General features: G+C 65.0%; 24 protein-coding genes. 14 read left to right on the forward strand and 10 right to left on the reverse strand.

All coding sequences use genetic code 11. From position 1 onward, the window contains the following. Window positions 1-107: 107 nt before the first annotated feature. The gene (gene asd / locus ACVILL_RS02320) at window positions 108-977 is read right to left on the reverse strand and encodes an archaetidylserine decarboxylase (protein WP_456727662.1); all 870 of its coding nucleotides are present in this window, start codon (window positions 975-977) and stop codon (window positions 108-110) included. Window positions 978-1,011: 34 nt separating this feature from the next. Here asd and ACVILL_RS02325 point away from each other — a divergent pair, with 34 nt between their 5' ends. Beyond that, window positions 1,012-2,676 (forward strand): aminotransferase class III-fold pyridoxal phosphate-dependent enzyme, encoded by a 1,665-nt coding sequence (locus ACVILL_RS02325; RefSeq protein ID WP_456727663.1) that lies wholly within the window; start codon window positions 1,012-1,014, stop codon window positions 2,674-2,676. Between the two features lie 333 nt (window positions 2,677-3,009). Here the strand turns inward: ACVILL_RS02325 and ACVILL_RS02330 are convergent, their stop codons facing one another. The 3 genes from ACVILL_RS02330 to ACVILL_RS02340 form a co-directional block, all read right to left on the reverse strand. Then, window positions 3,010-3,627, reverse strand: a complete 618-nt coding sequence (locus ACVILL_RS02330; RefSeq protein ID WP_016841638.1) for a hypothetical protein — start codon at window positions 3,625-3,627, stop codon at window positions 3,010-3,012. Window positions 3,628-3,882: 255 nt separating this feature from the next. Then, window positions 3,883-4,572, reverse strand: a complete 690-nt coding sequence (locus ACVILL_RS02335; RefSeq protein ID WP_456727664.1) for a methyltransferase domain-containing protein — start codon at window positions 4,570-4,572, stop codon at window positions 3,883-3,885. A 33-nt stretch (window positions 4,573-4,605) separates the two neighbouring features. Next, window positions 4,606-5,661 (reverse strand): glycosyltransferase family 4 protein, encoded by a 1,056-nt coding sequence (locus ACVILL_RS02340; protein WP_456727665.1) that lies wholly within the window; start codon window positions 5,659-5,661, stop codon window positions 4,606-4,608. 139 nt (window positions 5,662-5,800) lie between these two features. Here ACVILL_RS02340 and ACVILL_RS02345 point away from each other — a divergent pair, with 139 nt between their 5' ends. Together ACVILL_RS02345 and ACVILL_RS02350 are read left to right on the forward strand one after the other, a co-directional pair. Next, the gene (locus ACVILL_RS02345) at window positions 5,801-7,183 is read left to right on the forward strand and encodes a TAXI family TRAP transporter solute-binding subunit (protein WP_456727666.1); all 1,383 of its coding nucleotides are present in this window, start codon (window positions 5,801-5,803) and stop codon (window positions 7,181-7,183) included. A gap of 179 nt (window positions 7,184-7,362) precedes the next feature. Continuing rightward, window positions 7,363-8,145, forward strand: coding sequence for a sulfite exporter TauE/SafE family protein (locus tag ACVILL_RS02350; protein WP_456727667.1), 783 nt, complete (start codon window positions 7,363-7,365; stop codon window positions 8,143-8,145). A 36-nt stretch (window positions 8,146-8,181) separates the two neighbouring features. Here ACVILL_RS02350 and ACVILL_RS02355 read toward each other — a convergent pair whose 3' ends face one another. Beyond that, complete coding sequence (locus ACVILL_RS02355) at window positions 8,182-9,408, reverse strand: acyltransferase family protein (RefSeq protein ID WP_456727668.1); 1,227 nt, start codon at window positions 9,406-9,408, stop codon at window positions 8,182-8,184. Between the two features lie 252 nt (window positions 9,409-9,660). Here ACVILL_RS02355 and ACVILL_RS02360 point away from each other — a divergent pair, with 252 nt between their 5' ends. The 3 genes from ACVILL_RS02360 (at window position 9,661) to ACVILL_RS02370 (ending at window position 13,479) form a co-directional block, all read left to right on the forward strand. Continuing rightward, window positions 9,661-10,350, forward strand: coding sequence for a L,D-transpeptidase (locus ACVILL_RS02360; protein WP_456727669.1), 690 nt, complete (start codon window positions 9,661-9,663; stop codon window positions 10,348-10,350). 209 nt (window positions 10,351-10,559) lie between these two features. After that, window positions 10,560-12,128: a DUF4403 family protein gene (locus ACVILL_RS02365; RefSeq protein ID WP_456727670.1), complete on the forward strand. Its 1,569-nt coding sequence runs from the start codon at window positions 10,560-10,562 to the stop codon at window positions 12,126-12,128. Window positions 12,129-12,264: 136 nt separating this feature from the next. Beyond that, window positions 12,265-13,479: an ABC transporter substrate-binding protein gene (locus tag ACVILL_RS02370; protein WP_456727671.1), complete on the forward strand. Its 1,215-nt coding sequence runs from the start codon at window positions 12,265-12,267 to the stop codon at window positions 13,477-13,479. A gap of 120 nt (window positions 13,480-13,599) precedes the next feature. On the opposite strand, the gene ACVILL_RS02375 is transcribed toward ACVILL_RS02370, so the two are convergent. After that, a complete protein-coding gene (locus ACVILL_RS02375) occupies window positions 13,600-13,752 on the reverse strand; it encodes a hypothetical protein (protein ID WP_456727672.1) in 153 nt (50 codons plus the stop codon). Between the two features lie 104 nt (window positions 13,753-13,856). Next, window positions 13,857-14,144: a hypothetical protein gene (locus ACVILL_RS02380; RefSeq protein ID WP_456727673.1), complete on the reverse strand. Its 288-nt coding sequence runs from the start codon at window positions 14,142-14,144 to the stop codon at window positions 13,857-13,859. Window positions 14,145-14,599: 455 nt separating this feature from the next. On the opposite strand from ACVILL_RS02380, the gene ACVILL_RS02385 reads away from it, so the two are divergent. The 5 genes from ACVILL_RS02385 (at window position 14,600) to ACVILL_RS02405 (ending at window position 21,624) form a co-directional block, all read left to right on the forward strand. Next, entirely contained in the window at window positions 14,600-15,604 is a 1,005-nt protein-coding gene (locus ACVILL_RS02385) for an HlyD family secretion protein (protein WP_456727674.1), read from the forward strand. Next, complete coding sequence (locus tag ACVILL_RS02390) at window positions 15,601-17,931, forward strand: ABC transporter permease (protein WP_456727675.1); 2,331 nt, start codon at window positions 15,601-15,603, stop codon at window positions 17,929-17,931. Before ACVILL_RS02385 ends, ACVILL_RS02390 begins: the two co-directional genes overlap by 4 nt. Then, window positions 17,918-18,889 (forward strand): HlyD family secretion protein, encoded by a 972-nt coding sequence (locus ACVILL_RS02395; RefSeq protein WP_456727676.1) that lies wholly within the window; start codon window positions 17,918-17,920, stop codon window positions 18,887-18,889. The genes ACVILL_RS02390 and ACVILL_RS02395 overlap by 14 nt, the downstream gene beginning before the upstream one ends. Before the next feature lie 128 nt (window positions 18,890-19,017). Next, on the forward strand, window positions 19,018-20,415 hold the full coding sequence (locus ACVILL_RS02400) for a glycerophosphodiester phosphodiesterase family protein (protein WP_456727677.1): 1,398 nt from the start codon (window positions 19,018-19,020) through the stop codon (window positions 20,413-20,415). Between the two features lie 225 nt (window positions 20,416-20,640). Further along, window positions 20,641-21,624 carry a cysteine synthase A gene (locus ACVILL_RS02405; RefSeq protein WP_456727678.1) on the forward strand — a complete coding sequence of 328 codons (984 nt, stop codon included), beginning with the start codon at window positions 20,641-20,643 and terminating at the stop codon, window positions 21,622-21,624. 110 nt (window positions 21,625-21,734) lie between these two features. Here ACVILL_RS02405 and ACVILL_RS02410 read toward each other — a convergent pair whose 3' ends face one another. Beyond that, window positions 21,735-22,271: a PRC-barrel domain-containing protein gene (locus ACVILL_RS02410; protein ID WP_456727679.1), complete on the reverse strand. Its 537-nt coding sequence runs from the start codon at window positions 22,269-22,271 to the stop codon at window positions 21,735-21,737. Window positions 22,272-22,612: 341 nt separating this feature from the next. Further along, window positions 22,613-22,990 carry a PRC-barrel domain-containing protein gene (locus ACVILL_RS02415; RefSeq protein WP_456727680.1) on the reverse strand — a complete coding sequence of 126 codons (378 nt, stop codon included), beginning with the start codon at window positions 22,988-22,990 and terminating at the stop codon, window positions 22,613-22,615. A 286-nt stretch (window positions 22,991-23,276) separates the two neighbouring features. On the opposite strand from ACVILL_RS02415, the gene ACVILL_RS02420 reads away from it, so the two are divergent. From ACVILL_RS02420 to ACVILL_RS02430, 3 genes are read left to right on the forward strand one after another with little or no spacing between them, the layout of a single operon-like run. Beyond that, window positions 23,277-24,014, forward strand: coding sequence for a response regulator (locus ACVILL_RS02420; RefSeq protein ID WP_021079973.1), 738 nt, complete (start codon window positions 23,277-23,279; stop codon window positions 24,012-24,014). Further along, entirely contained in the window at window positions 24,014-24,394 is a 381-nt protein-coding gene (locus ACVILL_RS02425) for a hypothetical protein (protein WP_456727681.1), read from the forward strand. The genes ACVILL_RS02420 and ACVILL_RS02425 overlap by 1 nt, the downstream gene beginning before the upstream one ends. After that, window positions 24,318-25,364: an ATP-binding protein gene (locus ACVILL_RS02430; protein WP_456734148.1), complete on the forward strand. Its 1,047-nt coding sequence runs from the start codon at window positions 24,318-24,320 to the stop codon at window positions 25,362-25,364. The genes ACVILL_RS02425 and ACVILL_RS02430 overlap by 77 nt, the downstream gene beginning before the upstream one ends. Here ACVILL_RS02430 and ACVILL_RS02435 read toward each other — a convergent pair whose 3' ends face one another. Further along, window positions 25,365-25,559, reverse strand: coding sequence for a hypothetical protein (locus ACVILL_RS02435; RefSeq protein ID WP_456727682.1), 195 nt, complete (start codon window positions 25,557-25,559; stop codon window positions 25,365-25,367). Window positions 25,560-25,672 lie beyond the last annotated feature (113 nt).

A 25,672-nucleotide genomic window follows, 5' to 3' on the forward strand; every position in this document is an offset into this window, starting at 1 on the left:
TAAAGCATGATCCGGAAAAGTGGAAACCGCTTTTCCGTCGCGACAAGCGCAAAATGCGTTTGCGCAGACATCATGCTCAAACAATGACACGCGAGGAAAAAACGCCGTCACATCACAGGTTTTCGCAACAGCGGCTCACCGCATTTGATCCGCGCTCCCTCCGCGACGCTGTCGCAGAACTCGAAATTATCTGGCGCAAGCACGATGATGGTCGAGCCATGCTCGAACCAGCCGAGTTCATCGCCCTTCTTCACATGGACGTCACATGGAAAATCCACCGGCCCTCGCGACTGCGCGTTCAGCGTGATGTCGAGAAAATGCAGGCGAAGGCTGGCGACCAGGATCGCGGCGACCGGAACCAATGTCAGCGCCTCGCCGGTTGGGAGTTTCGCGCGCAGCACCGCGCGCTCGTTCTTGCAGAACAATCGCTCGATCCGCTTCAGCGCGATCGGATTGACGTTCCAGACGTCGCCGTGAATGAACGTGACCTTGTCGATGGCGAGATCATACGGCGCGTGAAAGCGGTGATACATGCTCGAGGTCAGCCGCAGCGTGACGAAGCGGCCGTTCCTGTGCTGCTCGACCAGTGCGGGATCGCCGAGCAGGTCGAGCAGCGAATACGGCGCGCCCTTGACTTGGAACAATTGGCCGTCCTCGATCCGCCCGTGTGCGCCGATGATCGCGTCCGACGGGCTTGCGATGATGGCGGGATCGGCCGCCGCCGGGCGCAGGCCGGGCTTCAGCTCGCGGGTGAAGCAATCGTGCAGGCTCTTGAACTCGGTCTTCTTCGCCTCCGACAGATCGAGATCGGAGAACAGTTTCCAGCAGGCGATCGAGGCGTCGCGCACCAGGGGGTTCTCGACCTTGGAGAACCAGCCCATGAAGCGGGTCAGCGCCGCCCGCGGAATCCGGTTGGTTAGCAGGAAATTGAGGTCTTCCTGCTGGGTGAATGCCGAGATCAGGCCCTTGACTGTCATGAATCTGTTAGGTGCTGAGGCTAGCGCTTCTGTCATGGAAACATCCCTTCCGATTCTCTCGCTGTCCGCCGCCGCACTTGCCGGCGCCGCCGCGGCTTTCCCCAAAATTCAGGCCCGTATCGCGCTGTCGCGTGCCAAGCACCGCTCGCTGACCGGACATTCCAAGGTGTCCAAGATGGTCGCGCGCATGGTGCCGCACTACGAATTCGACATCGACGAGTTCTTCCGCTCCGACGGAGCGCCGAAGGACATCGCGATGCAGCGGCAGGACGGCTTCTTCCGCCTCGCCGGCCTCTACGGGGATCGCTACCCCAAGGGCCGCGCGCTCACTGCCGAGGTGACGGAACGCATCTCCGACCTGCAGTTCACCGAATCCTACCGCGTGCCGTTCCAGTACAGCCGCCTGGTGCGCGAGCATCTCGGCACCTCCGCGTTCGTCGAGGCCTCCAGCGGCGTCACCGTCACCGATCTTGACGGCAACGTGTCCTACGACCTGACCGGCTCCTACGGCGTCAACATCTTCGGCAACGACTTCTACAAGGAGTGCATCGCCGAGGGTGAGAAGCGCGCGCATGCGCTCGGTCCCGTGCTCGGTCCCTACCACCCGATCATTGCCGACAATGTGAAGCGGCTCTGCGAGCTCTCCGGCCTCGACGAGGTCTCGTTCCACATGTCCGGCACCGAGGCGGTGATGCAGGCGGTGCGGCTCGCGCGTTACCACACCAAGAAGACGCATCTGGTCCGTTTCGCCGGCAGCTATCACGGCTGGTGGGGCGAGGTGCAGCCCGGTGTCGGCAATCCGGTGTCGCCGCACGAGACCTACACGCTCGCCGACATGTCGGAGAAGACGCTGCACGTGCTGCGCACCCGCAAGGACATCGCCTGCGTGCTGGTCAATCCGTTGCAGGCGCTGCATCCGAACTCCAACGCGCCCGGCGATTCCGCGCTGGTCGATTCGTCGCGCTCCTCGAAATACGACCGCGCCGCCTACACCGAATGGCTGAAGAAGCTGCGCGAGGTCTGCACCGAGCGCGGCATCGTGCTGATCTTCGACGAGGTGTTCGTCGGTTTCCGGCTCGCCGCCGGCGGCGCCCAGGAATATTTCGGCGTCAAGGCTGACATGGCGACCTACGGCAAGAGCCTCGCCGGCGGCCTGCCGATCGGCGTGGTGTGCGGCCGCAAGGACCTGATGCGCCGCTTCCGCGACGACCGTCCGGCCGACATCTGCTTCGCTCGCGGCACCTTCAACTCGCATCCCTATGTGATGACGGCGATGGACGAGTTCCTGAGCCGGCTCGCCAGCCCGAACTTCCGCTCGATCTACAACGGGCTGGAGGAGACCTGGAACGGCCGCGCCAAGTCGCTCAACGACCGGCTCGAAGCGCAAGGCCTGCCGGTTCGCGTCAGCAACATCTCGTCGATCTGGACCGTCTATTACACCGAGCCGTCCCGCTACAACTGGATGCTGCAATACTATCTGCGCGCGGAAGGTCTGGCGCTGAGCTGGGTCGGCACCGGCCGCCTGATCTTCACGCTGAACTACACCGACGCCGATTTCGCCGAGGTCAGCGACCGCTTCGTCGCGGCGGCCGAGAAGATGAAGCGCGACGGCTGGTGGTGGCACAAGGAAGGCCTTACCAACAAGAACATCAAGCGGCAGATCCTGAAAGAGATGGTCGCCGTGCGGTTCGGCCGCTGAGGCGACCGACCGCCCGCGTGCTCCCTCGCCCCGCTCTTGCGGGGAGAGGGTCGGGGTGACGGGCTCCATCCACAAAACCGGTAACAGACGGACTCGCGGTGAGCCCCCCTCACCCGGATTGCATCTAGCGATGCAACGTAGCCGAAGCTTCGCTTCGGCGTCACTTCGGACGGCCGCCAAAGGCGGCCTATGCCTCTCCCCGCAAGCGGGGCGAGGTGAAGTGTGCGCGCAACCGAAAGCGCTCGACAATTGATTATCCGCCGTAGCTCTAAGAACGTCGATGCCCGGGACCAGCCCGGGCATCACGCAGTTTGAAGACGCTGGGCGCAACGATCAGGCGTGCTTGACGTGCTTCTCGAGACCCGGATCGATCAGCTCGCCCTTCATCAGGAACAGCGGCGCCTTGTGATAGAGCTTCAGGTCGTTGAAGGGGTCGGTGATGATCTTGGTCATCCAGACGAGACCGGTTTCGACGTCGCGGATGAAGAACAGGTGGATGGTGCGGAACAGGAGGCCGCCGACGCCGACCACGAGCCAGATCTTGGCGACCTGGCGGGTGAAGTCGCCCATCGTGACCCAGGGCTTGAACAGGCCGAACAGGGTCGGATCGAAGTAGAGCACCATCGGCGACAGGGCCCAGATCGCCATCAGCACGACCTTGCGCTGCAAATTGTAGCCGACCTTGATGTCTTCCTTGTGCTCGTGGGTCGCCTGGTTGACGTGGTCATAGCCCTTCGGCTCGAAGAAGAAGTGACCGGCCTGGCGCGAGGTCATCGAGACCAGCCAGCCGACCAGCGCCGACACGACCGGATCGAAGAACAGCATCACATAGGCGAACAGGAAGCTCAGCGCGCTGACGAAATGCAGGCTCTGGTTGATCCGGCTGTGATGGTAGAAGCGATGGTCATCCCAGCGCTGGGTACGCAGCTCTTGCAGGAAGTTCTTGATCATTGGTTCCCCCAACATCTTTCGGAACAGGGTTTACAGGGATTCGATGTATGGCGTGTGACATCATCATAATGACATATGACAACGCGGAGCGACGCCTTGACGCAACCGGAGAAGGGTCTCGCCTCATCCCGAAAGGGTTCAGGGGGATGAGGCGGAGGGTATCGTAGCCTCCCGGTTCGGGCGCACTGCGCGCTACCTCACTCGGGAGGACCGGCGGGCCGGGCCGTCTGGCCAGGCCGCCGCGCAGCGGCGCCCTCAGGCGGCCTTGGCAACATCCGACTTGCGGAAGCGGACCAGCGAGAAATGGCCGAGCGGCGGGATCAGGCGGCGTTCCGCGAGCTCCATGCCACGCGCGCCGGCCAGCCACTTGGTGTAGCGCGACCAGGCGAATTCGGCGGTCCGGAACCCGAGCGGGCGCACCACCGGCTGCAGCTTCTGCTCGATGAAGCGGCGGACGCCGGCGTCGGCGCTGACGCGGGTCAGGATGATCAGTTCGCCGCCCGGGCGCACCACGCGGGCGAACTCGTCGAGGGCGGCTTCCGGGTTCGGCACAGCCGACAGCACGTACTGCGCCATCACCACGTCGAACGAATTGTCGGGGAATTCGAGCTTCTCGGCGTCCATCACCGCGAGGCCCTCGACATTCTTCAGGCCCTGCTCGGTAACCCGCTTCTTGGCCTTCTCCAGCATCGCTTCCGAGATGTCGGTGCCGAAGATGCGGACATTCTGGCTGTAGAGCGGCAGCGAGATGCCGGTGCCGACGCCGACTTCCAGCACCCGGCCGCCGATCTTGTTGGTGGCCTGGATCGCGGCCTGCCGGCCCTTGCTGAACACGCCGCCAAACACGAGGTCATAGATCGGCGCCCAGCGGTCATAGGCCTGCTCGACCGTCTCGCGGTCGAAGTCCATGGAACGGTCGGCACCCAGCTTGATGATTTCAGCCATAGATAGTTTCTCGTCTCTCGTTCGATTGAGCTGTTAATTCGGAACCGCACTGCGGCCGGCGACGCGGCGGGCGGGCCGCGGGGCGCGGCTCGGCTGCAACGTGGCCAGATTGCCGATGAACTGACGCGCACTGTTCTCCCAGGAACGCTCCAACGCAAAATTGCGGCAGTCGGCGCGCGACATGTTCAGCGCACGCATGCAGGCGCTGCGCAGGTCGTTGTCGATCGCGCCGATCGGGTGACCGGCGATGACGTCCTTCGGGCCGGTGACCGGGAACGCCGCAACCGGCGTGCCGCAGGCCAGCGCCTCGAGCTGTACGACGCCGAAGGTGTCGGTGAGGCTCGGGAACACGAAGACGTCGGCGGCGGCGAGATGCGAGGTCAAATCCTGGCCCTTCTTCTCGCCAAGGAAAATCGCGTCGGGATATTTCTGTTCCAGCGCCGCCTTCTGCGGGCCGTCGCCGACCACGACCTTGGAGCCCGGCAGGTCCAGCGACAGGAACGCGTCGAGGTTCTTCTCCACCGCGACGCGGCCCATGGTCATGAAGATCGGCCGCGGCAGATCGAGCATCGCCGGCTGGTCCGGATTGAAAATCCTGGTGTCGACGCCGCGGGTCCAGAACCCGAGCCTGCGGAAGCCGCGCTCGGCAAGCTCTGACCGCAACGAGTCGGTCGCGACCATCGTCATGGATCCGGCCGCATGGAAGTGGCGCAGCACCGCGTAGCCGACGCTGTCGGGAATGCCGGTGCGTACCGACACATATTCGGGGAAGCGCGTGGTGTAGGATGTGGTGAAGGCGAGCTTGTTGCGCTGGCAATAGCCGCGCACCGCCCAGCCGATCGGCCCTTCGGTCGCGATGTGGATCGCCTCGGGCGCGGCCTCCTCGATCCGGCGCGCGATCTCGCGGCGGTTCGGCAAGGCCATACGCAGCCCCGGATAGGTCGGCACGCCGACCGAACGGAAACCGTCGGGCGTGAGGAATTCGATCTCGGCGCCGAGGGTCGCTGCGCTACGCGCGAGCGACGTCAGCGTCCGGACCACGCCGTTGACTTGCGGATGCCAGGCATCGGTCGCAACAAGAATGCGCATCGCAGGAGATCCAAATCGTTAATCTTCGATTCTGCTCGCACGACGTTCTGACATGGATGTTTCAAACGTATGACGTCATCGAAATGTTAGGTTGTTTTTCGCGGCAACCGGCCGGTTTCTCGTGTAAGATGACAATCAGATGTCAGAGCAGAGTGAAAATCCCGGCGTCACGCGCCGCAGACTGAGACGGCGAAACTCCTCGCTGCTGATTCTCGCGGTCGGCATGCTCCTGTTCGGACTTGCCGCCGGCGTGCTGTTCTATGCGCTGCGTCCGGTGACGCTCTCGATCGCGGTCGGCCCGACCGGCAGCGAGGACGTCAAGCTGATCCAGGGCTTCGCACAGGCCTTTGCGCACGACGGCAGTTCGGTGCGGCTGAAGCCGGTGACGACGCAGGGCTCGGCCGAAAGCATCGCGCTGTTCACCGCGAACAAGGTCGACCTCGCGGTCGTGCGCGGCGATCTCGATCTGCCTGCGAGCGCCGAGTCGGTGGCGATCCTGCGCAAGAACGTCGTCGTGCTCTGGGCGCCCTCCGGTGGCAAAGGCAAGCGGCGGTCCGCGAAGATCAAGAGCATCGACGATCTCGCCGGCCACAAGGTCGGCGTGGTCGGCAGCACCCAGGCCAATGTCACGCTGCTGCGTGTGATCCTGACCGAGTCCGGCGTCGCCCCCGACAAGGTTGCGGTCAGCCAGTTCAAGACCAACCAGATCGCCGACCTCGCGCGCGATCCCTCGCTCGACGCCTACATGACGGTCGGCCCGCTCGACAGCAAGGTGACGGCGGACGCGATCACCGCGACGGCGGCGACGCGCGGCGAACCGGTCTTCCTCCCGGTCGATGTCTCCGAAGCGATCGCGCAGAAGCATCCGCGCTACGAGTCCGAGGAGATCGCCGGCAGCATCTTCTCGTCGTCGCCGGCGCGGCCCGAGGACAAGGTCGAGACCGTCAGTGTCAACCACCTGATCATCGCGCAGCACAGGCTGGAGGAAGCGACCGTCGGCGAGCTCGACCGGCAATTGTTCACGCAGCGCCTCCAGGTCGCGCGCGACGTACCGGCGGCGGCCAGGATCGAGAAGCCCGACACCGACAAGGACGCGGCACTGCCGGCGCATCAGGGCGCGGCCGCCTATATCGACGGCACCGAACGCACCTTCCTCGAGAAATATTCCGATTACATCTGGGGCGGCATCCTGCTGATCTCCGGCCTCGGTTCGGCGGGAGCCTGGCTGCGCCACTATCTCAAGCGCGACGAGCGCGAGCACTACATCACCCATCGCGACAATCTGCTGACGCTGATCGCGCGGGTGCGCAGCGCCGAGACGCCGGAACAACTCGCGGCGATGCAGGGCGATGCGGACGCGCTGCTGCGCGAGGCGCTCGATTGCTACGACGACGGCGCGATCGAGGAAGGCGATCTCTCGGTGATCGGCCTGACGCTCGAGCAATTCCACCACGCCGTCTCCGACCGCCGCGCCGTGATCAGCGGCGACAGGGCCGGCCTGCCGAGGATGCGCGCCGGCTAGGGCATTTTCGAGCGAACCGGCAGCCGCTTCGCTTGAAACGAAGACTCACAGCGCAAGCCCACTCGCTTCGATTGCACCGAGAGCAATGCTTGGTGCACCGAGAGCAATGTTTGGATTGCGTGCGGATGTACCCGCCGCCATGGTGCACGCAATCCCAACACCAGCCACGACGACCCAAGATGATCGCCTCCGCCATGACCGACATGCCCGCGCCGTATGTGCTCGCGGTCGCATTGGCCGGCGTCTTCTTGATCGCCTTCATGAAGGGCGCGTTCGGCGGCGGCTTTGCCATCGTCGGCATCCCCCTGCTCTCGCTGGCGATGGATCCGATCACGGCAGGCGCGCTGCTCGCGCCATTGTTCGTCGTCATGGACGTGACGGCGCTGCGGTTCTGGCGTCCCGCTACATGGTCGCGCGTCGACCTCACGATGCTGCTGCCCGCGCTCGTCGTCGGCGTCGGCCTCGGCTTTTTCGTGCTGCGTGATCTCGACCGGCATGCCGTCGAGATCGTGATGGGCGTGGTGACGCTGGTGTTCGCCGCGCTGTGGTTTCTCGGCGGCGGCGAGATCAAGCCGCGGCCGCGCTCGACGATCAAGGCGACGTTCGCCGGCCTCTCCTCCGGCGTCACGACGATGGTGGCGCATTCGGGCGGGCCGCCGCTTGCGATCTATCTGCTGCCGCTCGGCATGTCGAAGGCGCTTTACGCGGGCACCACCAGCCTGTTCTTCACGGTCGGCAACTTCCTGAAGGCCGGGCCGTGGCTCGTGCTCGCCACGCCGTCGCGCAGCCTGTGGATCCTGATGGCGCTTTGCGTGCCGGCGGTGCCGGTGGGCGTCTGGGCCGGATGGCGGCTGCACGAGCGCCTCGATCAGCGCGCGCTGTACCGCCTCTGCTACGCCATCCTCGTCATCATCGCGGCGAAGCTGCTGTGGGACGGATTGTCCGGATATATCCGGCTCTAAGGCTCTTGCAACATCTTCCGCGCATGCCGGTTGCCGTCAGGCGCCGGCGGAGCGCTTGACCGCGATGCGGTCGGCAGCAACGCCAAGCGGTGCCCTGCCCTGCGGCGGCTCGACCGCATCATCGGAGGCAAGCCGCGTCCGCGCGACGAAGGAGAAGCGGCTGCGCAGCCTCAGGACCGGCTTCTCGATCCAGTGCCAGGAGAACGCCGCGAAGGCCGTGATCAACACCAGGGCGACTGCGAACTGGACGATCAGCGATGCGTTCGGCAGCCACACCTTCACCACCTGCTGCATCGGAAAGCCATACAGATAGATGCCGTAGGAATAGTCGCCCTTCGAAAACAGCGGCAGCCGCGGCAACTTCGATACGCCGAGGAACACGGTGACATAGACCAGCGCCGGCGCAATCACGGCATTGAGGACGGGCTGCGTCATCCAATCTGCCGGCCCGAGTACGGCGGCCCCGAGGCAGAGCGCGCAGCAGACAGCGAGAATGCGCCCGTCATAGGGAATGCGGTCGCGGTAAAGATAGATCGCGATCCCGAGCAGGCAGCCGACCGGCAATTTTGCACCGCGGCCGAGAAACGGCGCCGTGCTGAAGATCTTGTCATGCAACGAGCCCGCGACGCCGGCGGGGAGCTGGGACGGAGCAGCAACATGCCCCGTGAAGTCCAGCGCGAGGCCGAAGCCCACCAGCACGACGACACCGGCCACGATCAGTCCCGGCCTGCGCAGCAGGCCCAGGATCATGATGGCCGCCATCACTGCGTAGCAGGCATATTCGAACGGCACGGTCCAAAGCGAACTGTTGACCTCGGGCGCCGGATTGCCGCTGAACACGCCCGGCAGGGTGTAGTTCACGAGGCCGACGACGTTGGTGAAATATTTGTAGGTGCCGGCGCTGGCGAAATAGTCGGCAATCGGCAGCTTCGTGAAGATCGGTCCCAGGATGAACGCCGACAGCAGAACCTCGACCGTGAGCGCCGGCATGATCCTCATCGCGCGATTGATCAGGAATTCCTTCAGGTTGAGCCGCAGCCCGCTGGCGGCGATCAGAAATCCGCTCAGCGCGAAGAACATCACGAGGATCGCGAATTGCGGAAACCAGAGGATCGCCATCTGATCGGAGTTGCCGGCGCCGGTGGCGACATAGGACGTGTGTCCTGCGACCACGGAGACTGCAAGCGCAATACGGAGAAAATCAAACCCGGGACCAAAGCCTTTCTGCCGATCCAGCATGCTCCCGATCGAAGGCGCTGGCATCCTTTCCACTCCATTCCGAGACAACGGCTTCGGACAGCAAGCGCTGTGCCAGGAATGATGTCTTGGGATGGGACGGCCCGTTCCGGCAATGTGTCGTTAACCGCGCGACGAAACAGGCACGAAACAATTCCCTAACGCCACGAAACCATTTTGGCGATTTCGTGCAAACGTCCTGAAACGCCTCACCTGTACTGGTTTGACCCAACGACGCGCCGGAACTGGCGCGCAGGGCGCAAACAACAGGGGTCGACAATGTTCAATTCCATCAAGCTGAACTCGCGTCTCGCTGCCGCCGCCTTCGGTGCGCTGGCGATTGGCACCGTTGCTTTCTCGAATTCCGCCGCGGCCGCTCCGCTGCCGATCTTCCCCTTCATCCTGACGCCGCCGACCCAGGCGGTGCAGCCGCCGGTGCAGTCGATGCCGCAGGCGCAGGAGGAAGACCGCTCGGTCGAGCTGCCCGCCCGCCTCCGCCGCCAGGTCGTCAACTATCCGACCCGCGAGGCCCCCGGCACCATCATCATCGATACGCCGAATACCTATCTATATCTGGTGCTCGGCAATGGTCAGGCGATGCGTTACGGCATCGGGATCGGCCGCGACGGCTTCACCTGGTCGGGCACCCAGACCATCACCAAGAAGGCAGAGTGGCCGGATTGGACCCCGCCGCCGGAAATGATCGCCCGCCAGCCCTATCTGCCGCGCCACATGGCCGGCGGCCCCGGCAACCCGCTCGGCGCCCGCGCCATGTATCTCGGCGGCACCATCTACCGCATCCACGGCACCAACGCGCCCGAGACGATCGGCACCCGCGTGTCCTCGGGCTGCCTGCGCCTCACCAATCAGGACGTCACCGACCTGTATTCGCGGGTCAGCGTCGGCACCAAGGTGATCGTGCTGCCGATGACCGACCGCCGCGCCGACCTCGGCTCCGCCGTCCGCTAGGCCGATACATCCAGGCAATGACGACGGCTCCGGCAGCGTGCCGGGGCCGTTGTCGCGTTCATGTTTGTTAACGGCCGGATCGTTAACGTCTGAGTGATCGCGGGCGAACGGCCTGCTTCCGCCCCCGAAGCAGCTTGATCCCGCCATACTGGCGCCCTCGTCGGGGGGCCTGTACAACCCGTCAAGTTTGATTTTCATCCGGGGGAATGATGCGTCTACCGATGCATCCAAGGACGATCGCGCTCGGGCTCACGGTGGTGTTGATCTCGTTCGTGATCAGCCTCAAGGCCATGGACTGGCTCGCACCGAGCGTCACCGTGCAGAAACCGCAGCTCGCAGAATTGCCGCCGCTGGCGCCGGCGCCGCGTTCCTCGACGATCGTGGCGCAGGTTTCGGTCGCACTGTCGGCGATCCGCGATGCCGCCGAGCGCGGCGCACCCAAGACCTTCAGCGGCAAGGCCGACAACCCGGTCCAGCAAATCCTGCAAAATGCCGACATCGGCTGGACCGCATCGCGCGGGCCGATCGCGGCCACCGGCGCGCAGGACGTGCTGACGCTGACGACCCCGATCAACGGCACGCTCAAGGTTACCGGCTCGCTGTCGGACAAGGCGACCGGCGCCGTCACCAACGCGCTCGGCAGCCTGCTCGGCGGCAATGTCGCCAAGCAGATCGGCTCTGTGAACATCAAGAACGTCAACGCCAATGCCGACATCAAGGGCAACATCACCCTGACCGCGCGGCCGAAGCTCGGCGCGTCCTGGCGGATCGAGCCGAACCTGCAGGCGCAGGTCAATCTCGGCGACACCGGCCTGTCGGCCGCCGGCGTCCGCATCAGCGTGCCGGCGCAGGTCAAGCCGGTCATCGACAAGGCCGTCGCCGACCAGATTTCCGCGCTCGAAGCGCGCTTGCACAACGACCCGGTGTTCCAGAACAGCGCCCGCGCGCAATGGGCCAAGGCCTGCCGCTCGATCCCGCTGCAAGGCACCGGCGGCACCGCGTCGATGCCGCCGATGTGGCTCGAGCTGCGGCCGACCCGCGCGATCGCCGCGCAGCCGAAGGTCGACGCGTCCTCGGTGATCCTGACCATGGGGATCGAGGCTGAGACCCGGATCACGGAGACCCAGACCACCCCGAACTGCCCGTTCCCCGACAAGCTCTCGATCGTTCCGCCGATGCCGAGCCAGGTCTCGGTCGGCCTGCCCGTCGACATGTCCTTCACCACGCTGACGCAGCTCGTCGAGGCGCAGCTGAAGGGCAAGACCTTCCCCGAGGACGGTTCCGGCCCGGTCGACGTGACCGTCAAGAGCGCGAGCATCGCCGCCTCCGGCGACCGGCTGTTGATCTCGCTCTTGGTGCACGCCAAGGAGAAGAAGAGCTTCTTCGGTCTCGGCGCCGAAGCGACCGTGCATGTCTGGGGCCGGCCGCGGCTCGACCAGCAGGCGCAGACGCTGCGGCTGACCGACGTCGAGCTGGCGGTCGAGTCGGAGGCCGCGTTCGGCTTGCTCGGCGCCGCCGCGCGCGCGGCGATTCCCCACATGCAGCAGGCTCTCAGCGACCGGCTGGTCGTCGACCTGAAGCCGTTCGCGACCAACGCGCAGCGGAAGATCGCCACCGCCATCGCCGACCTGCAGAAGAACGAGGAAGGCATCCGCATCGACGCCGACGTCACCAGCATCCGCCTTGCCGGCATCGACTTCGATTCGAAGACGCTCCGGGTGATCGTGGAAACCGAAGGCACCATCAAGGCCGCCGTCACCGCATTACCGGCGCTGTAAGGGCCGCGGATCCCGCCGTTCCATCCGCCCGCTCGGCCCTTGCATGCCCAAAAAGTCGTCTTTGCGACAGCTTGCCGCACCGGATAGAAGGTGCCCCGTGGAAGCAACCCCCAAGAACAATAAGGGAGAGAACACGATGAAATCGCTCTTGGCCGCAGCAGCGGCCGGCCTCGCGCTTGCGGCCTCCGGCACCGCGGCGAACGCCCAGATCTCCGACGACGTCGTCAAGATCGGCGTGCTCACCGACATGTCGAGCCTCTATGCGGACGCCACCGGCAAGGGCTCGGTCGCCGCCGTCGAGATGGCGGTTGCGGATTACGGCGGCAAGGTGAAGGGCAAGCCGGTGCAGGTGATCGCGGCCGATCACCAGAACAAGCCCGACGTCGGCGTCAACATCGCGCGCAACTGGTACGATAACGACAAGGTCGATGCGATCTTCGACGTCCCGACCTCCTCGGTCGCGTTGCCGATCTCGGCGCTGACGCGCGAGAAGAACAAGATCAACATCAATTCCGGTGGCGGCTCGTCCGACATCACCGGCACCGCATGCTCGCCCAACACGGTGCACTGGACCTATGACACGTATGCGCTGTCCAACGTCGCCGGCAAGGCGATGGTCAAGCGCGGCGAGGACACCTGGTTCTTCGTCACCGCCGACTACGCTTTCGGCCAGGCGCTGGAGCGCGACGCCGCCAATGTCGTGAAGGCGAGCGGCGGCAAGGTGCTGGGCGACGTGCGTCATCCGCTCAACTCGTCGGATTTCTCGTCCTTCCTGCTGCAGGCGCAGGCCTCCAAGGCCAAGGTCGTGGCGCTGGCGAACGCCGGCGGCGACACCACCAACGCGCTCAAGCAGGCTTCGGAGTTCGGCCTGACCCAGGGCGGCCAGAAGATGATCGCGCTGTTGCAGGAAATCACCGACACGCATTCGCTCGGCCTGAAGGCGACGCAGGGCCTGATCGTCACCGACGCCTTCTACTGGGACATGAACGACGAGACCCGCGCCTTCTCGAAGCGCTTCAACGAGAAGGTCGGCCACATGCCGACCATGATCCAGGCCGGCCTCTACTCGGCCACCATGCATTACCTGAAGGCGATCGAGGCGATCGGTACCGACGAGGCGCCGAAGGTGATGGAGCAGATGCGCAAGACCCCGATCAACGACTTCTTCGCCAAGAACGGCCATATCCGCATCGACGGCCGCATGGTGCACGACATGTACCTGTTCGAAACCAAGAAGCCCGAGGAATCCAAGGGCGAGTGGGATCTCTACAAGCTGATCGCCACCGTGCCCGGCGACGAGGCGTTCCGTCCGATCGACAAGGGCGGCTGCCCGCTGGTGAAGTCGAACTGACGCGCGCCGCTGCGAGCGGCCGGATCACCCGAATAGCAGCCAAACAAAAACGCGCCCGGCCACACCGGGCGCGTTTTCTTTTTCTTCGGCAGATCCCGGTGATGGCCGCGTCGAGGCGCGCTATTCGCCGTTCGCACCCGGGATCATCCACGTCGAATAGGTCTGCCAGACGCCATCGCCGAGATTGCGCTGATAGGCGATGAAATCGGCATGGTCGCCGTGCACCAGCTCATAGCGATAGTACCTTGAGAGGTCGTCGAACTGCTTGGTCATGGTCCATCTCCGTCGTCAATGAAAGTCGCTGTATTTCGACGTAGTCGAGGCGCGCCTGCGGTCAGTAGAATGATGATGGTCATTTAATAACAGGCGCGAGAGCTTCAACGGCCGGCGCGATATGCACGGTGGCGCGGCCCGTGAACGACACCGATGCCGCTCTCCTGCGCCTGCAGCGCCTGCAGCACCGCGGGCGGCTCCAGCACCAGTTTGGCGGCAGGCGTCGGCGCGCCGTTGTTGAGCACGTCGCGATATGGATAGAGGGCCTGGTAGGCGGCCGGCTCGGAAATCGCGGCCTGGGCCGAGGCCGCCGTCACCGTGACGGCGGACAATGCCGCAGCCAGCGCGATGGCTTTGAAGGTACTTGCGAAATGGGAAATCCTGGTCGTCATGGTAACGCTCCCGCGATTTACATCGCATACGATTAATTCGTTCCCGCCAGATGAAGGCACGGAACCGCCCGGCTTCAAGTATCCCGATTTAATCGGATGCGATTTATTCGGGCGCATGGCTTCAAATATCCGTGTCGTCAGCGCGGCCATGCGCGGCCGGCAAGGCCGGCCTGTTCGCGCGGCGGTGCTGCCGCCAACGTCGCGTCAGCTCGCGTGCCGGCGATCACGTGAGGAGACCGGTACATCGAGATCGAGAACGAGATTGCTTCGCCGGCTCCGGATGCGCTCGCCTTCGAACCGGTCAAATTCGAGCAAGATCGGACAAGCTGCCGAGGTTGGCAGGATTTAACATCCGCGCCATAGTGAACGACTATCCTGGGTCGTGAGCCGATGTGGGGTCAGCCGTGTCACCTTCTGGTAGCGAGAACCAAAGCACGTCGGAGCCGCCACAGCCTGTGCGCCAGGAGAACGCACACGCTGCGACGCGCACACCCGCGATCATTGTCGGCGTCGTTGCAGCCGTCATCGTCGCGCTGTCCGCCTATTATCTGCTGCGGCCCGAGCCGCTGCTCGTGCAGGGCGAGGTCGATGCGACGCGGCTCGATATCGCGGCGCGCGTCGACGGACGGGTCAAGGAGATTCCGGTCGAGCGCGGACAAAACGTGACCGCGGGCGCCGTGCTGGTGCGCATCGACAACCCGGAGACGCTGGCAAAACAAGATCAAATGCGTGCAGCAAAGGCCGTGGCCGATGCGCAGCTCGCCAATGTGCTGATCGGAACGCGCGTCGAAACCATTGCGGCGCGGAAGGCGGAGATGGAGCGCGCCGAGGCGGCGCAGGTGCTGGCCAAGAAGACCTTCGATCGCGCCAAGACATTGACCGAGCAAGGCAACGCGCCGCAGGCCCGCCTCGACCAGACCACCGATGCGCTGCACGAGGCCGAGCGCGGGCTCGACCAGGCCAAGTCGGCCTATGAGCAGGCGGTCAATGGCTACACCAAGGAAGAACGCGCAATCGCGAAAGCAAACGTCGAGAAGGCCGAAACGGACATCCAGAGCGTCCAATCGGTGATCGACCAGCTCGCGGTCTACGCGCCGGTCGGCGCGCAGATCTATCAGCGCAACGTCGAGCCGGGCGAATATGTGTCGCCGGGCGTGCCGCTGGTGACGCTGATCGATCTGGCCGATCTGTGGGTCCATTTCGATCTGCGCGAGGATCTGGTCAAGGGCCTCAAGGTCGGCGACAAATTCGATGTCCGCATTCCCGCGCTCGACGACCGCCAAGTCACGGTCGAGGTCAAGCTGATCGCGACCAAGGGCGAATATGCGAGCTGGCGGGCGACGCGCGCCACCGGCGATTTCGACCTGAGAACGTTCTCGATCCGCGCCTATCCGGTTCAGCCGGTGCCCGAGCTGCGGCCGGGCATGAGCGCCTATCTCGACTGGCGGTCGCGCCAATGAGGCCGGCGTCGGCGCCCGGATTCTGGCGGGTCGCGCAGCGCGAGTGCCGCTGGCTGCTCCGCGACCGCGTCGCACTGCTGCTGATCTTCGGCGTGCCGCTGTTTGCCTTCGTGGTGCTCACCACGGTGTTCAGCCAGCCGGTGATCCGGGGCCTCGGCGTCACCATCGTCGACGCCGACAAGTCGGATGCCTCGCGCGCGCTGACGCAGCTCGTGGCGGCGTCGCCGAACCTGAGAATCGTCGACGACTCCGGATCGCTGTCGACAGCCGTGCAGGACATCCGCTCCGGCAAGGCGATTTCGGCGATCTTCATCCCGCCGAATTTCGAGCGCGACCTGAAGGCCGATCGCCGCCCGCAGGTCGTCGGCTTCTACAACCAGCAATTCCTGACTGCCGCCGGCATCGCGTCCTCGGGGCTGAGCGACGGACTGACCGCAGCGGCGAACGCGGCCGCGCCCGCCCGGCGCGCCGCGGCAGCGCCGGCCTCCATCGGCACGCTGAGCGCGGAGACCATCGCGCTGGTCAATCCGCAGAAGAATTACGCGCAATTCCTGCTGCGCGCGCTGCTGCCGACCATCATCCACGTCGTGATCACGCTCGCCGCGGGCTATTCGGTCGGCTCCGAATTCCGCCGCCGCAACGCAAGGGAGTGGCTCGCAAGCGCCGGCGGCGATCCGGTCGCAGCGCTGGCCGGCAAGCTGGCGCCGCTGTTTGGCATCTTCGTCGTGATCATGCTGGCAGTGACGCTTGCGCTGGAGGGCGTGCTGCAAATCCCCTTCAAAGGCGACGCGCTGCTGATGATCGCCGCCGGCTCGCTCCTGATCATCGCCTATCTGTCGATCGGCGCGCTGTTGCAGCTTCTGGTCGGCGACCTCGCGACGGGGTTGGGACTTGCCGGACTGATCGCCTCCCCTGCCTTCGGCTATGCGGGTGTCGGCTTCCCGACCATCGGCATGAACACGTTTGCGCAGGTCTGGAGCACGATCCTGCCGTTGCGGTGGTATATGGCGGTCCTGATGGGACAGGCGGCGCGCGGCTTGCCGGTTTCGGAATCCGCTATGCCTTTTGCGGCGCTCGCGGGCCTCACATTGCTGTTTGCCGGCCTCGCATGGCTGCGCATGGCGAGCCTCACGCGCAGGGGCTGGTTCGAGACGGCGCGGCCCGCCGATGAGCCCGCGAGTGAGCCGACACCGCCGGGCGTCGGCGGCGCTTTCCTGGCGGAGTGGCGGCGCGTGCTCGGAACGCGCAGCGCCTTCACCCTGCTGTTTTTGGCCCCCCTGATCTACGGCATCTATTATCCGCAGCCCTATCTGAACCAGATCCTCCGCAAGCTGCCTATCGCGATCGTCGACGACGATCTGAGCGAACTGTCTCGCCAGATCGTCGAGACGCTCGATGCCAGCGGAACGTTGAGCGTGAAAGTGCGCGCCCGCACGCTTGCGGAGGCGCGCACCGCGATCGATCGCGGCGACGCGCTGGCCGCGATCCAGATCCCGCCCGGCACCGAGCGCGACGTGCTCAAGGGCATCACCGCTCACATCCCGGTCTATGCCGATGCCACCTATCTGTTCGTCTTCAGATCGACCGCGAGCAGCGTCGCCACCGCGATCGGCACGCTGACGTCGGAGCTGGCTTCGCGCGGCGGCCGTTCCGAGGGAAGTCTTGCCAAGGCAAGGCTGGCGAGCCTCAGCCCGGGCAACGTCCTGTTGCAACCGATCTTCAATCCGGTCGGCGGCTACGCGAGCTACATCGTCCCGGCGGCCTTCATCCTGATCCTGCAGCAGACGCTGCTGATCGGCGCGGCGATGCTGACCCGCGCTGCGCTGGCCGGCTCCGGCGGCGCATTGTCAGGCGTGTTCGGACGCGGCATCGCCCATCTGACGATCTATCTGCCGGCGCTCGCGCTCTACCTGATCGTGCTGCCGCGCGTCTACGGTTTTTCCGCGCTTGGGCATTTGCCGCAACTGTTCGCGCTGGCGGCCGTCTTCATCCTGGCGACAAGCTTTCTTGGACAGGCGATCGGCGCCTGGTTCACGCGGCCGGAGAACGCCACCATCCTGCTGCTCGCGACCAGCCTGCCGCAATTCTTCACCGCCGGCTTCGCATGGCCGCGCGAGGCCATTCCCGACGCGGCCAAGGCACTTGGGCGGCTGTTCCCCGCCGACTCCGCGATCGACGGCCTGGTGCGCGTCAACCAGCTCGGCGCAAGCATTTGGGAGGTCGGGCACGACTGGCTCTGGCTGTGGTGTCTTGCGCTCGGCTATTTCGCGCTTGCCGTGATCTCCGCGCGGCTGCTCAAGGGAGAACAGCAACATGTCCAACGCTAGGCGCGTCGGCCTCATCGTGATCCCGCTCGTACTCGTCGCCGGCGCGCTGATCTATGCAGAGAGCCGCGGGACGCCGGCCCCCGCAATCGTCGGCGTCGTCCGTTCGACCGAGGTCCGAATCGAGCCGGAAGTGAACGGCCAGCTGGTGTCGATCGCGGTCGCAAAGGGCGCGCAGGTGCATGCCGGCGATGTCCTCGCCAGGCTCTCCGCCGTCGAACTGACGGCGCAGGCCGACCAGGCGCGGGCTGCGCTCGCCGCCGCGGTCGCGAACCGCAACAATGTCTATGCCGGCGTCCGCCGCGAGCAGGTCGCCTCGCTGGAGGCGGCGATCTCCAAGGCCAATTCGCGCCTCGAATATGTCGAGACCCAACTCAAGCGGATCAGCACGCTGGCGGGGCAGAATTTCGAAACCCAGCAGGCGCTCGACCAGGCCGAGAACGACGTTGCCAGCGGGCGCGCCGGCGTAGCGGCGGCGCAGGCCAATTACGATGCCGCGCTGGCCGGGCCGACCAAGGAGGAGCGCGCGATCGCCGACGCGCAGGCGCAGGCCGCCGCGGCCGCGGTCGCAGTGCTCGAGCGCCGGCTCGACAAGATGGTCCTGCGCGCGCCGGCCAACGGCATAGTCAGCGTGATCGCCGCGGAAGTGGGCGAGAACGTTCGCGCGGGTCAGCCGATCATGGCGATTGCTGCGGCCGGCAAGCAATGGCTCTCGTTCAACGTGCGTGAGGACCATCTCGACGGTCTTGCGATCGGAAAGGCCGTGAGCGTGATGCGGAATGCCGCCGGCGGCGCGACCAAGGCGCTCGTCACCGAGCTGCGCCCGCTCGGCGTCTTCGCCACCTGGCAGGCCGAGCGCGTGATCGGCGATCACGACCGCAACACGCTGCGTCTGCGCCTCGATCCCGACGGCGCCGCGGAAGGTCTCGAACCCGGCATGAGCGTCCAGATCGAGCGCTGAAACGTGCGGCGCCCGGCAGTCATCCGCCTGTCAGGAGATTGAGACTAAGAAGGCGGCCGGGCCGGCCTGATCCGGCTCCGCCCCAGTGGCATTCGACCTGATACTGCACATAAGATGGAGTCTTGGCGGTGAAGCAGATTCGTTCACGACGGAAGGTACATGTTGGAGCGATGCTGCTCGGTGCGGCGGCCTTGATGGTCCTCGCACCGTCGCTGGCGTCGGCGCAATCCGGCCCGGCGCCGGCCGGCGCCAAGCCGTTCCTGACCGTTGATGGAAAATTGCCGCTCGTGATCGGACATCGCGGCGTGCCCGGCCTGGTGCCCGAGGAGACCGAGGCATCCTATGAGCTCGCCGCCGACCTCGGCACGGATTCGCTCGAAGAGGACCTGCATCTGACCAGGGATTGCGTGCTGGTGGCGCGACACAATCCATGGCTCGGCGACAACACCAACGTCGCCGAGGTGGCGAAGACCAACCCGGAAGTCGCAGCCCGCAAGCGCACGGCACCGGGCGTCCCGGTCAAGGTGAAATGGGCGCAGACCACCGGCAGCGGACCTGCGGAATACCCCACCGATCTCATCGATCCGGCCGATCCCAAGTCGGTGCTGAAAGCGCTGATCGTCGACGGCGACGACCATACCAACGACTGGTCGATCACCGACTTCACCATGGACGAGCTGAGGCAGTGGATCGCCGGCACGACCTATGATGCGGCCAACGAGCGGCCGAAACTGTTCAACGGCAAGTTTCCGATCATCAGTTTCCAGGACATCATCGACATCGCCAAGGCCAAGAGCAAGGCGACGGGGCGCACGATCTCGGTCTATCCGGAAACCAAGAACCCGACCTGGAATAATGCCCAGGCCATTGCCAATGGCTGCGGCGCGCCCGGCAGCCGCCCGCTCGAGGACGCCCTGATCAAGATCATCAGGGACAACGGCCTCAATTCGAAGGACGCTCCCATCATCGTGCAGAGCTTCGAGCCCGGCAGCCTGAAATACATGCGCAGCCATGGCCTCGAGACGCGGCAGGTCCAGCTCATCGACGGCAATGGCGTCGACTTCAAGACCGGCAAGGTCCTGCTCAACAACATCGCCAATTCCCGCCCCTACGACTGGACCATCGCCGGTGACGGCCGCACCTTCGATGCGATGCTGACCCCCGACGGCCTCGCCGAGATCAAGACCTATGCCGACGGCATCGGTCCGTGGAAGGCCTACATCGTGCCGTACAAGGTCTCGCCCTGGAAGGACGCCGGCGCCGACGGCAAGCCCTACAAGGGATCGACGGCGGATGCCTCGACGCAGGACGCAACCAGCGTCATTGCCGACGCGCACAAGCTCGGCCTGTTCGTGCACGTCTTCACGTTCCGGAACGAGAAGAAATATCTCGCGGCCGACTATCGCGGCGACCCGGCCCAGGAATATCTGAAGTTCTTCCGTCTCGGCGTCGATGGCGTCTTCACCGATTTCACCCACACCGGCGTTGCCGCCCGCGCGGCTTACTTGCGTGAACTCGGCTGGTGATGCCGCAAGCAATGTGAAACGAGCGCGGGTTGAAGCAATCCCCGGCTCCAATCCGCGCTGTCATCTCAAGCGATAGCAGACGCACGACTCCCGGCCGGAAAAAGAACAAGGCCGCCAATATCGCAACCCAAGCGACAAGGATGTTGCCGAAATCGCCATGAGAACAGCATCAACGCGCTGAACAGCCTCGCGTAGAATGGCAGAAGGAACGAAAGGCGGGGCGCCATGAATGTTCGGTCGGGTCTTCTGGAAGCGATTGGCAATACGCCCTTGATCAAGCTCCGCAGGGCATCGGATGTCACGGGTTGCGATATCTACGGCAAGGCCGAGTTTCTCAATCCCGGCGGCTCGATCAAGGATCGCGCGGCTCTCGCCATCATCGACGACGCAGAGCGACGCGGTCTGCTCAAGCCGGGCGGCGTGATCGTCGAGGGTACGGCCGGCAATGTGGGCATTGGTATCGCGCTGGTAGCCAACGTCCGCGGCTATCGCTCCATCATCGTGATGCCTGACACGCAGAGCCGGGAGAAGCAGGACATGCTGCGGTTATGCGGCGCCGATCTGCGCCTGATACCCGCCGTGCCCTCCTCCAATCCCGGCCACTACGCGCGCTATTCGGGTCGCCTCGCCGAAGAACTCGGCGCGTTCTGGGCAAATCAGTTCGACAACGTCGCCAACCGCGATGGACACTATCGCACGACCGGTCCCGAGATTTGGCAGCAGACGAACGGAAAGGTCGACGGCTTCACGTGCGCCGTCGGTAGCGGCGGAACGCTGGGTGGCGTCGCCCGCGCGCTCAAGGAACGCAATCCCGACGTGAAGATTGCGCTCAGCGATCCGATGGGCGCCGCGCTCTATAGCTGGTTTACGAGAGGCGAGCTGACGGCGGAGGGTGATTCAGTCACCGAGGGAATCGGTCAGGTGCGCGTCACGAAGAATCTCGACGGCACGCCGATCGACATCGCCTATCAGATCACCGACGAGGAGGCGCTACCCGTGCTGTTCGACCTCATCGCGCATGAGGGATTGATATTGGGAGGCTCAAGCGCGATCAACATCGTAGGGGCCATGCGGCTGGCGCGCGATCTCGGCCCGGGCAAGACGATCGTGACGATCCTCGCCGACGGCGGCCAGCGCTACCAGTCCAAGCTCTTCAATCCGGATTTCCTGCGCGGGAAAAACCTGCCCGTCCCGCATTGGCTCAACTAGGAATCCTTCAACGCAGTTCGTGGTCTTTCGCATCGGTCTTGTGGCCTGATCCGCGCAAACCAACGCGCCCGGCGGCACCGGGCGCGTTGGTCTTTCGCATGCGATGCGCGTTACTCGGTCGCGTATTTGAACTCGGGCATCGCCTTCAGCTCATCCTTGGTCGCATTGAACACGGCGTGATCCGGGTACCAGGGATTCGGCTTCGCCGTCGCCGCTGGTGCCGCTGGCGCCGCGCCCGTGGTGGTCGTCTTGCTGGTGCTGCTGGCGCCGGCGCCGGTGTTCGAGGCACCGGTATAGGCGATCGGCTCGCTGACGAACTTCACCTTGTCGAGTGGCACGGCGACGAGATGCTCGCCGACGCCAAGGAATCCGCCGACGCCGATCACGACCGCCTTGATGGCACCGCCCTTGTCCATCAGGAGATCGTTGATCGAACCGACGCTCTCGTTCTTATCGTTGTACACGCTGAGGCCGACGACCTTGGACGCGCGCCAGTTACCCTTGAACTCACTCGACGATGTGGTTGATGTCGACGTCGACGCCGCGGGAGACATCTTGTCGCCCTTTTCGGTCGGCGTCTGCGCGAAGGCTGCGGTTGCAAGCAGCGCGGTGCCGGCGAGGCCGGCGATGACGGATTTGACCAACATTGATGGCTCTCCTCTCGCAGAATCAGATGCAAGGAGAACCCGTCATCTTCGCAACCGTTCCTAGCGGAACGTGCGCTCAAAGGCCGCTCCATACGGAGGAACGCCATGGCCGCGATGCGGCAGGGCGGGACTTTCCGACAATGAAGCGCTGGTCCCTGACGAACACGCTCGCCGCTTTTCGAGCAGGCTGCGGTTGAGCCTCACCACTGCGCCGGACGCGCAGTCCCTGATGGACGATATTTGGCTCACCAAGTCGTTCCGGCGAACCGCGCCGCACGGCGCTCGCCGCTACCACATCATTGATCGACACACGTCGATCCTGCGCGCCTGCCGACGCGCGATCAGAAGCCGCCCCAATAGGGCGGCACGCCGTAGAAGCGATGCAGCTCGACTTCCTGCGAGCGATCGCCCCAGTCGAAATCCTTGTCGGCGCGGAACGACGGTGCGCGCTTCAACTCATCATCCTCGATGTCGAGCTCGTAAGCCTCGAACTTCGGGTTGTAGTGCAGCCGGCCCCACGGCAGCGGAATGAGGTTGGTTCCGATCCCGAGGAATCCGCCGAAGCTCAGCACCGCGTAGGACACCTTGCCGGAGGTCTTGTCGATCATCAGCCGTTCGATGTGGCCGATCATGTCGCCATTGGGCCGGCGCACCGCCGTCCCCTCGACCCGGTCGCTTGCAATGAGTTGATGCGGTCTGGTTCTGGCGTCGACAGCCATCTCACCCTCCCTGGCCTGAAAGGGAAATAACGCGTCGCCGGGGAAACCGGTTCCGGGCCAGGTACGACAACCAGCCTTCCCTTTCCCGGCTGCCGCGAATGCGTTCCCCCGAGGGGTCCCGGCCCGGAAGAGTTCGGCCTGAGTTTCAACGCATTAGCTTGATGACAGAACGATAACTTTTCACCGCCGCGGCGACCTGTTAACCGGTCTGCCGGGCAAGATTTCAGAAATACACTGAAACAAAATTCCTGAGCCGCTTTCCCCGAATCACGGACAAAAGATCGGTATGACCCAGGCTGCGCCCAATATCCTCGTCGTCGAGGACGACCGCGAAACGCGGTCTCTGATCGCAAAATATCTCCGGACCAATTCCTGTCATGTCACGACCGCCTCCGACGGCCGCGAGATGGCGAAGGCAATGACCGACCACCGTGTGGACCTGCTGGTGCTCGACGTCATGCTGCCCGGCGAGGACGGCCTCAGCCTGTGCCGCAAGGTGCGGGCGGAGTCGCAGACGCCGATCATCATGCTCACCGCACGCGGCGAGGACGTCGACCGCATCCTCGGCCTCGAGATGGGCGCCGACGATTATCTGGCAAAGCCGTTCAACCCGCGCGAACTGCTGGCGCGGATCAACGCGGTGCTGCGCCGGCAGGCCGCCGCGCGCAACGCCAGCGCAATCGAGGGCGCGACCACGCTGACCTTCCTCGGCTGGCGCATCGACATCCGCCTGCGCGAGCTGCGCAACCCCGAAGGCGCGCGCGTCGCCATGACCAGCGCCGAGTTCGACCTGCTCCGCACCTTCTGCGAACGGCCCGGCCGCGTGCTGTCGCGCGACAGCCTGCTCGACCTGACGCAGGGCCGCAGCGCCGGCTCGTTCGAGCGTTCGATCGACGTGCTGGTCAGCCGCATCCGACGCAAGATCGAGCCCGATCCGCAGGAAGCCACCATGATCAAGACGGTGCGCTCCGGCGGCTATGTGTTCACTCCGAGGGTGGAGGCGGTTGCCGCCACGAGCAACTGATGAAGCTGCCGCGCGTGCTGAGTCTGCGGGGGATCGGCGCCCAGATGGCGGCGCTGGTCGTCGTCTCGATCATCGCGCTGCATCTGATCATCACGGCGACCTTCCTGATCCATCGCCCGGACCGGCTTGAGCCGTCCGATCGCTGGCACACCCAGCTCGCCGCCGCCGCGCAACTGCTGGGACATGCCCCGGCATTGGAGCGGCCGCGGCTCCAGGCCGACATCATCAGCGCCTTCCCGCAGCTTGCGATCGGCGACTTTACGGCCGATACCGGCGCGCTCACCCGAGACCGACACGCCGAGCCTGCACGCGCTGCGCCGGCTCGGCGCCGGCTATCGCGTCTTCCAGCTGCCGCGCGAGGCAGGCAGCGCGCCGCGTGACGGCGAGATTCGCCGCGTCGCGATCCGCCTGCCCGACGGCGCGATGTTCGCCGCGAATTTGATGCCGGATCAGCACATGCGGCCGTTCTGGGGCGGGCCGTGGATGATGACGGTGCTGTTCGCCGTCATCAGCGTCACCCTGCTCGGCCTGTGGGCGGCATGGGCGCTGACCGCGCCGCTGTCGTCCTTCGTCAAGGCCGCCGAGACCTTCAGCCTGAACGGCGCCGCCGCCCCGCTGCCCGAACGCGGCCCCGAGGAGATCCGCTCGCTGGCCAAGGCGCTGAACCGGATGCGCGAGCGCATCACCACATTGATCGACGACCGCACCAAGATGCTGGCCGCGATCAGCCATGATCTGCGCACGCCGATCACGCGGATGCGGCTGCGCGCCGAATTCATCGAGGACGAGACCAATCGCCACCGCATGCTGCGCGACCTCGACCAGATGCGCTCGATGCTGGAATCGGTGCTGTCGTTCCTGCGCAACGACCGCAAGCTCGAGGAGATGACGCTGGTCGACATCGCGAGCACGCTGCACCTCGTCACCGACCAGTTCGTCGACATGGGACACAAGGTCAACTACGAGGGCCCGCAGCACGCGATGGCGACCGCGCGGCCCGCCGATTTGCACCGCTGCATCACCAATCTGGTCGACAATGCCGCGCGGTTCGGCGGCGAAGTGACCGTCCGTCTCGACGTCCAGCCCGATCGCCTCGTCGTCGACATCGAGGACGATGGCCCCGGCATTTCCGACGCCCACAAGGCGAGCGTGCTGGAGCCGTTCGTGCGCGGCGACCAGGCGCGCAACATGGACGAGGCCGAAGGCTTCGGCCTCGGCCTGTCGATCGCCAACGCCATCGTGCTCGCACATGCCGGCACGTTGTCGCTGCACGATCGCAAGCCGCACGGGCTCGTGGTCCGGATCGAATTGCCGGTGCGTCAGCTGCCGTTGCAGAAATCCGCGGCCTGATCAGGCGGCGAGCGGCGTAACCTGCGCTTGCTCGTAGATCGCGATGGCCTCGAAGCGGTAATTGCACGCGCGGCAATTCCAGAGATAGGACGTGCGGCCTTCGCTGTGCTCGACCCAATCAGGCCGGGCGATCGGCTTGCCGCATTGCGCACAGGGATTTTCGCGAGGCATATAGCCTGTGTCCTGACGGACCATGGCGCATCTCCCGAGTGATGTTGTTTTTTGCGTGCTTTGGACTGGACAGATGTGCTGACTGAACGCGCCCACTCTGCCGTGAGACGAAGTGTAAACCTTCGCTCCGTCGTTTG

Source organism: Bradyrhizobium sp. USDA 3364 (assembly GCF_054056355.1).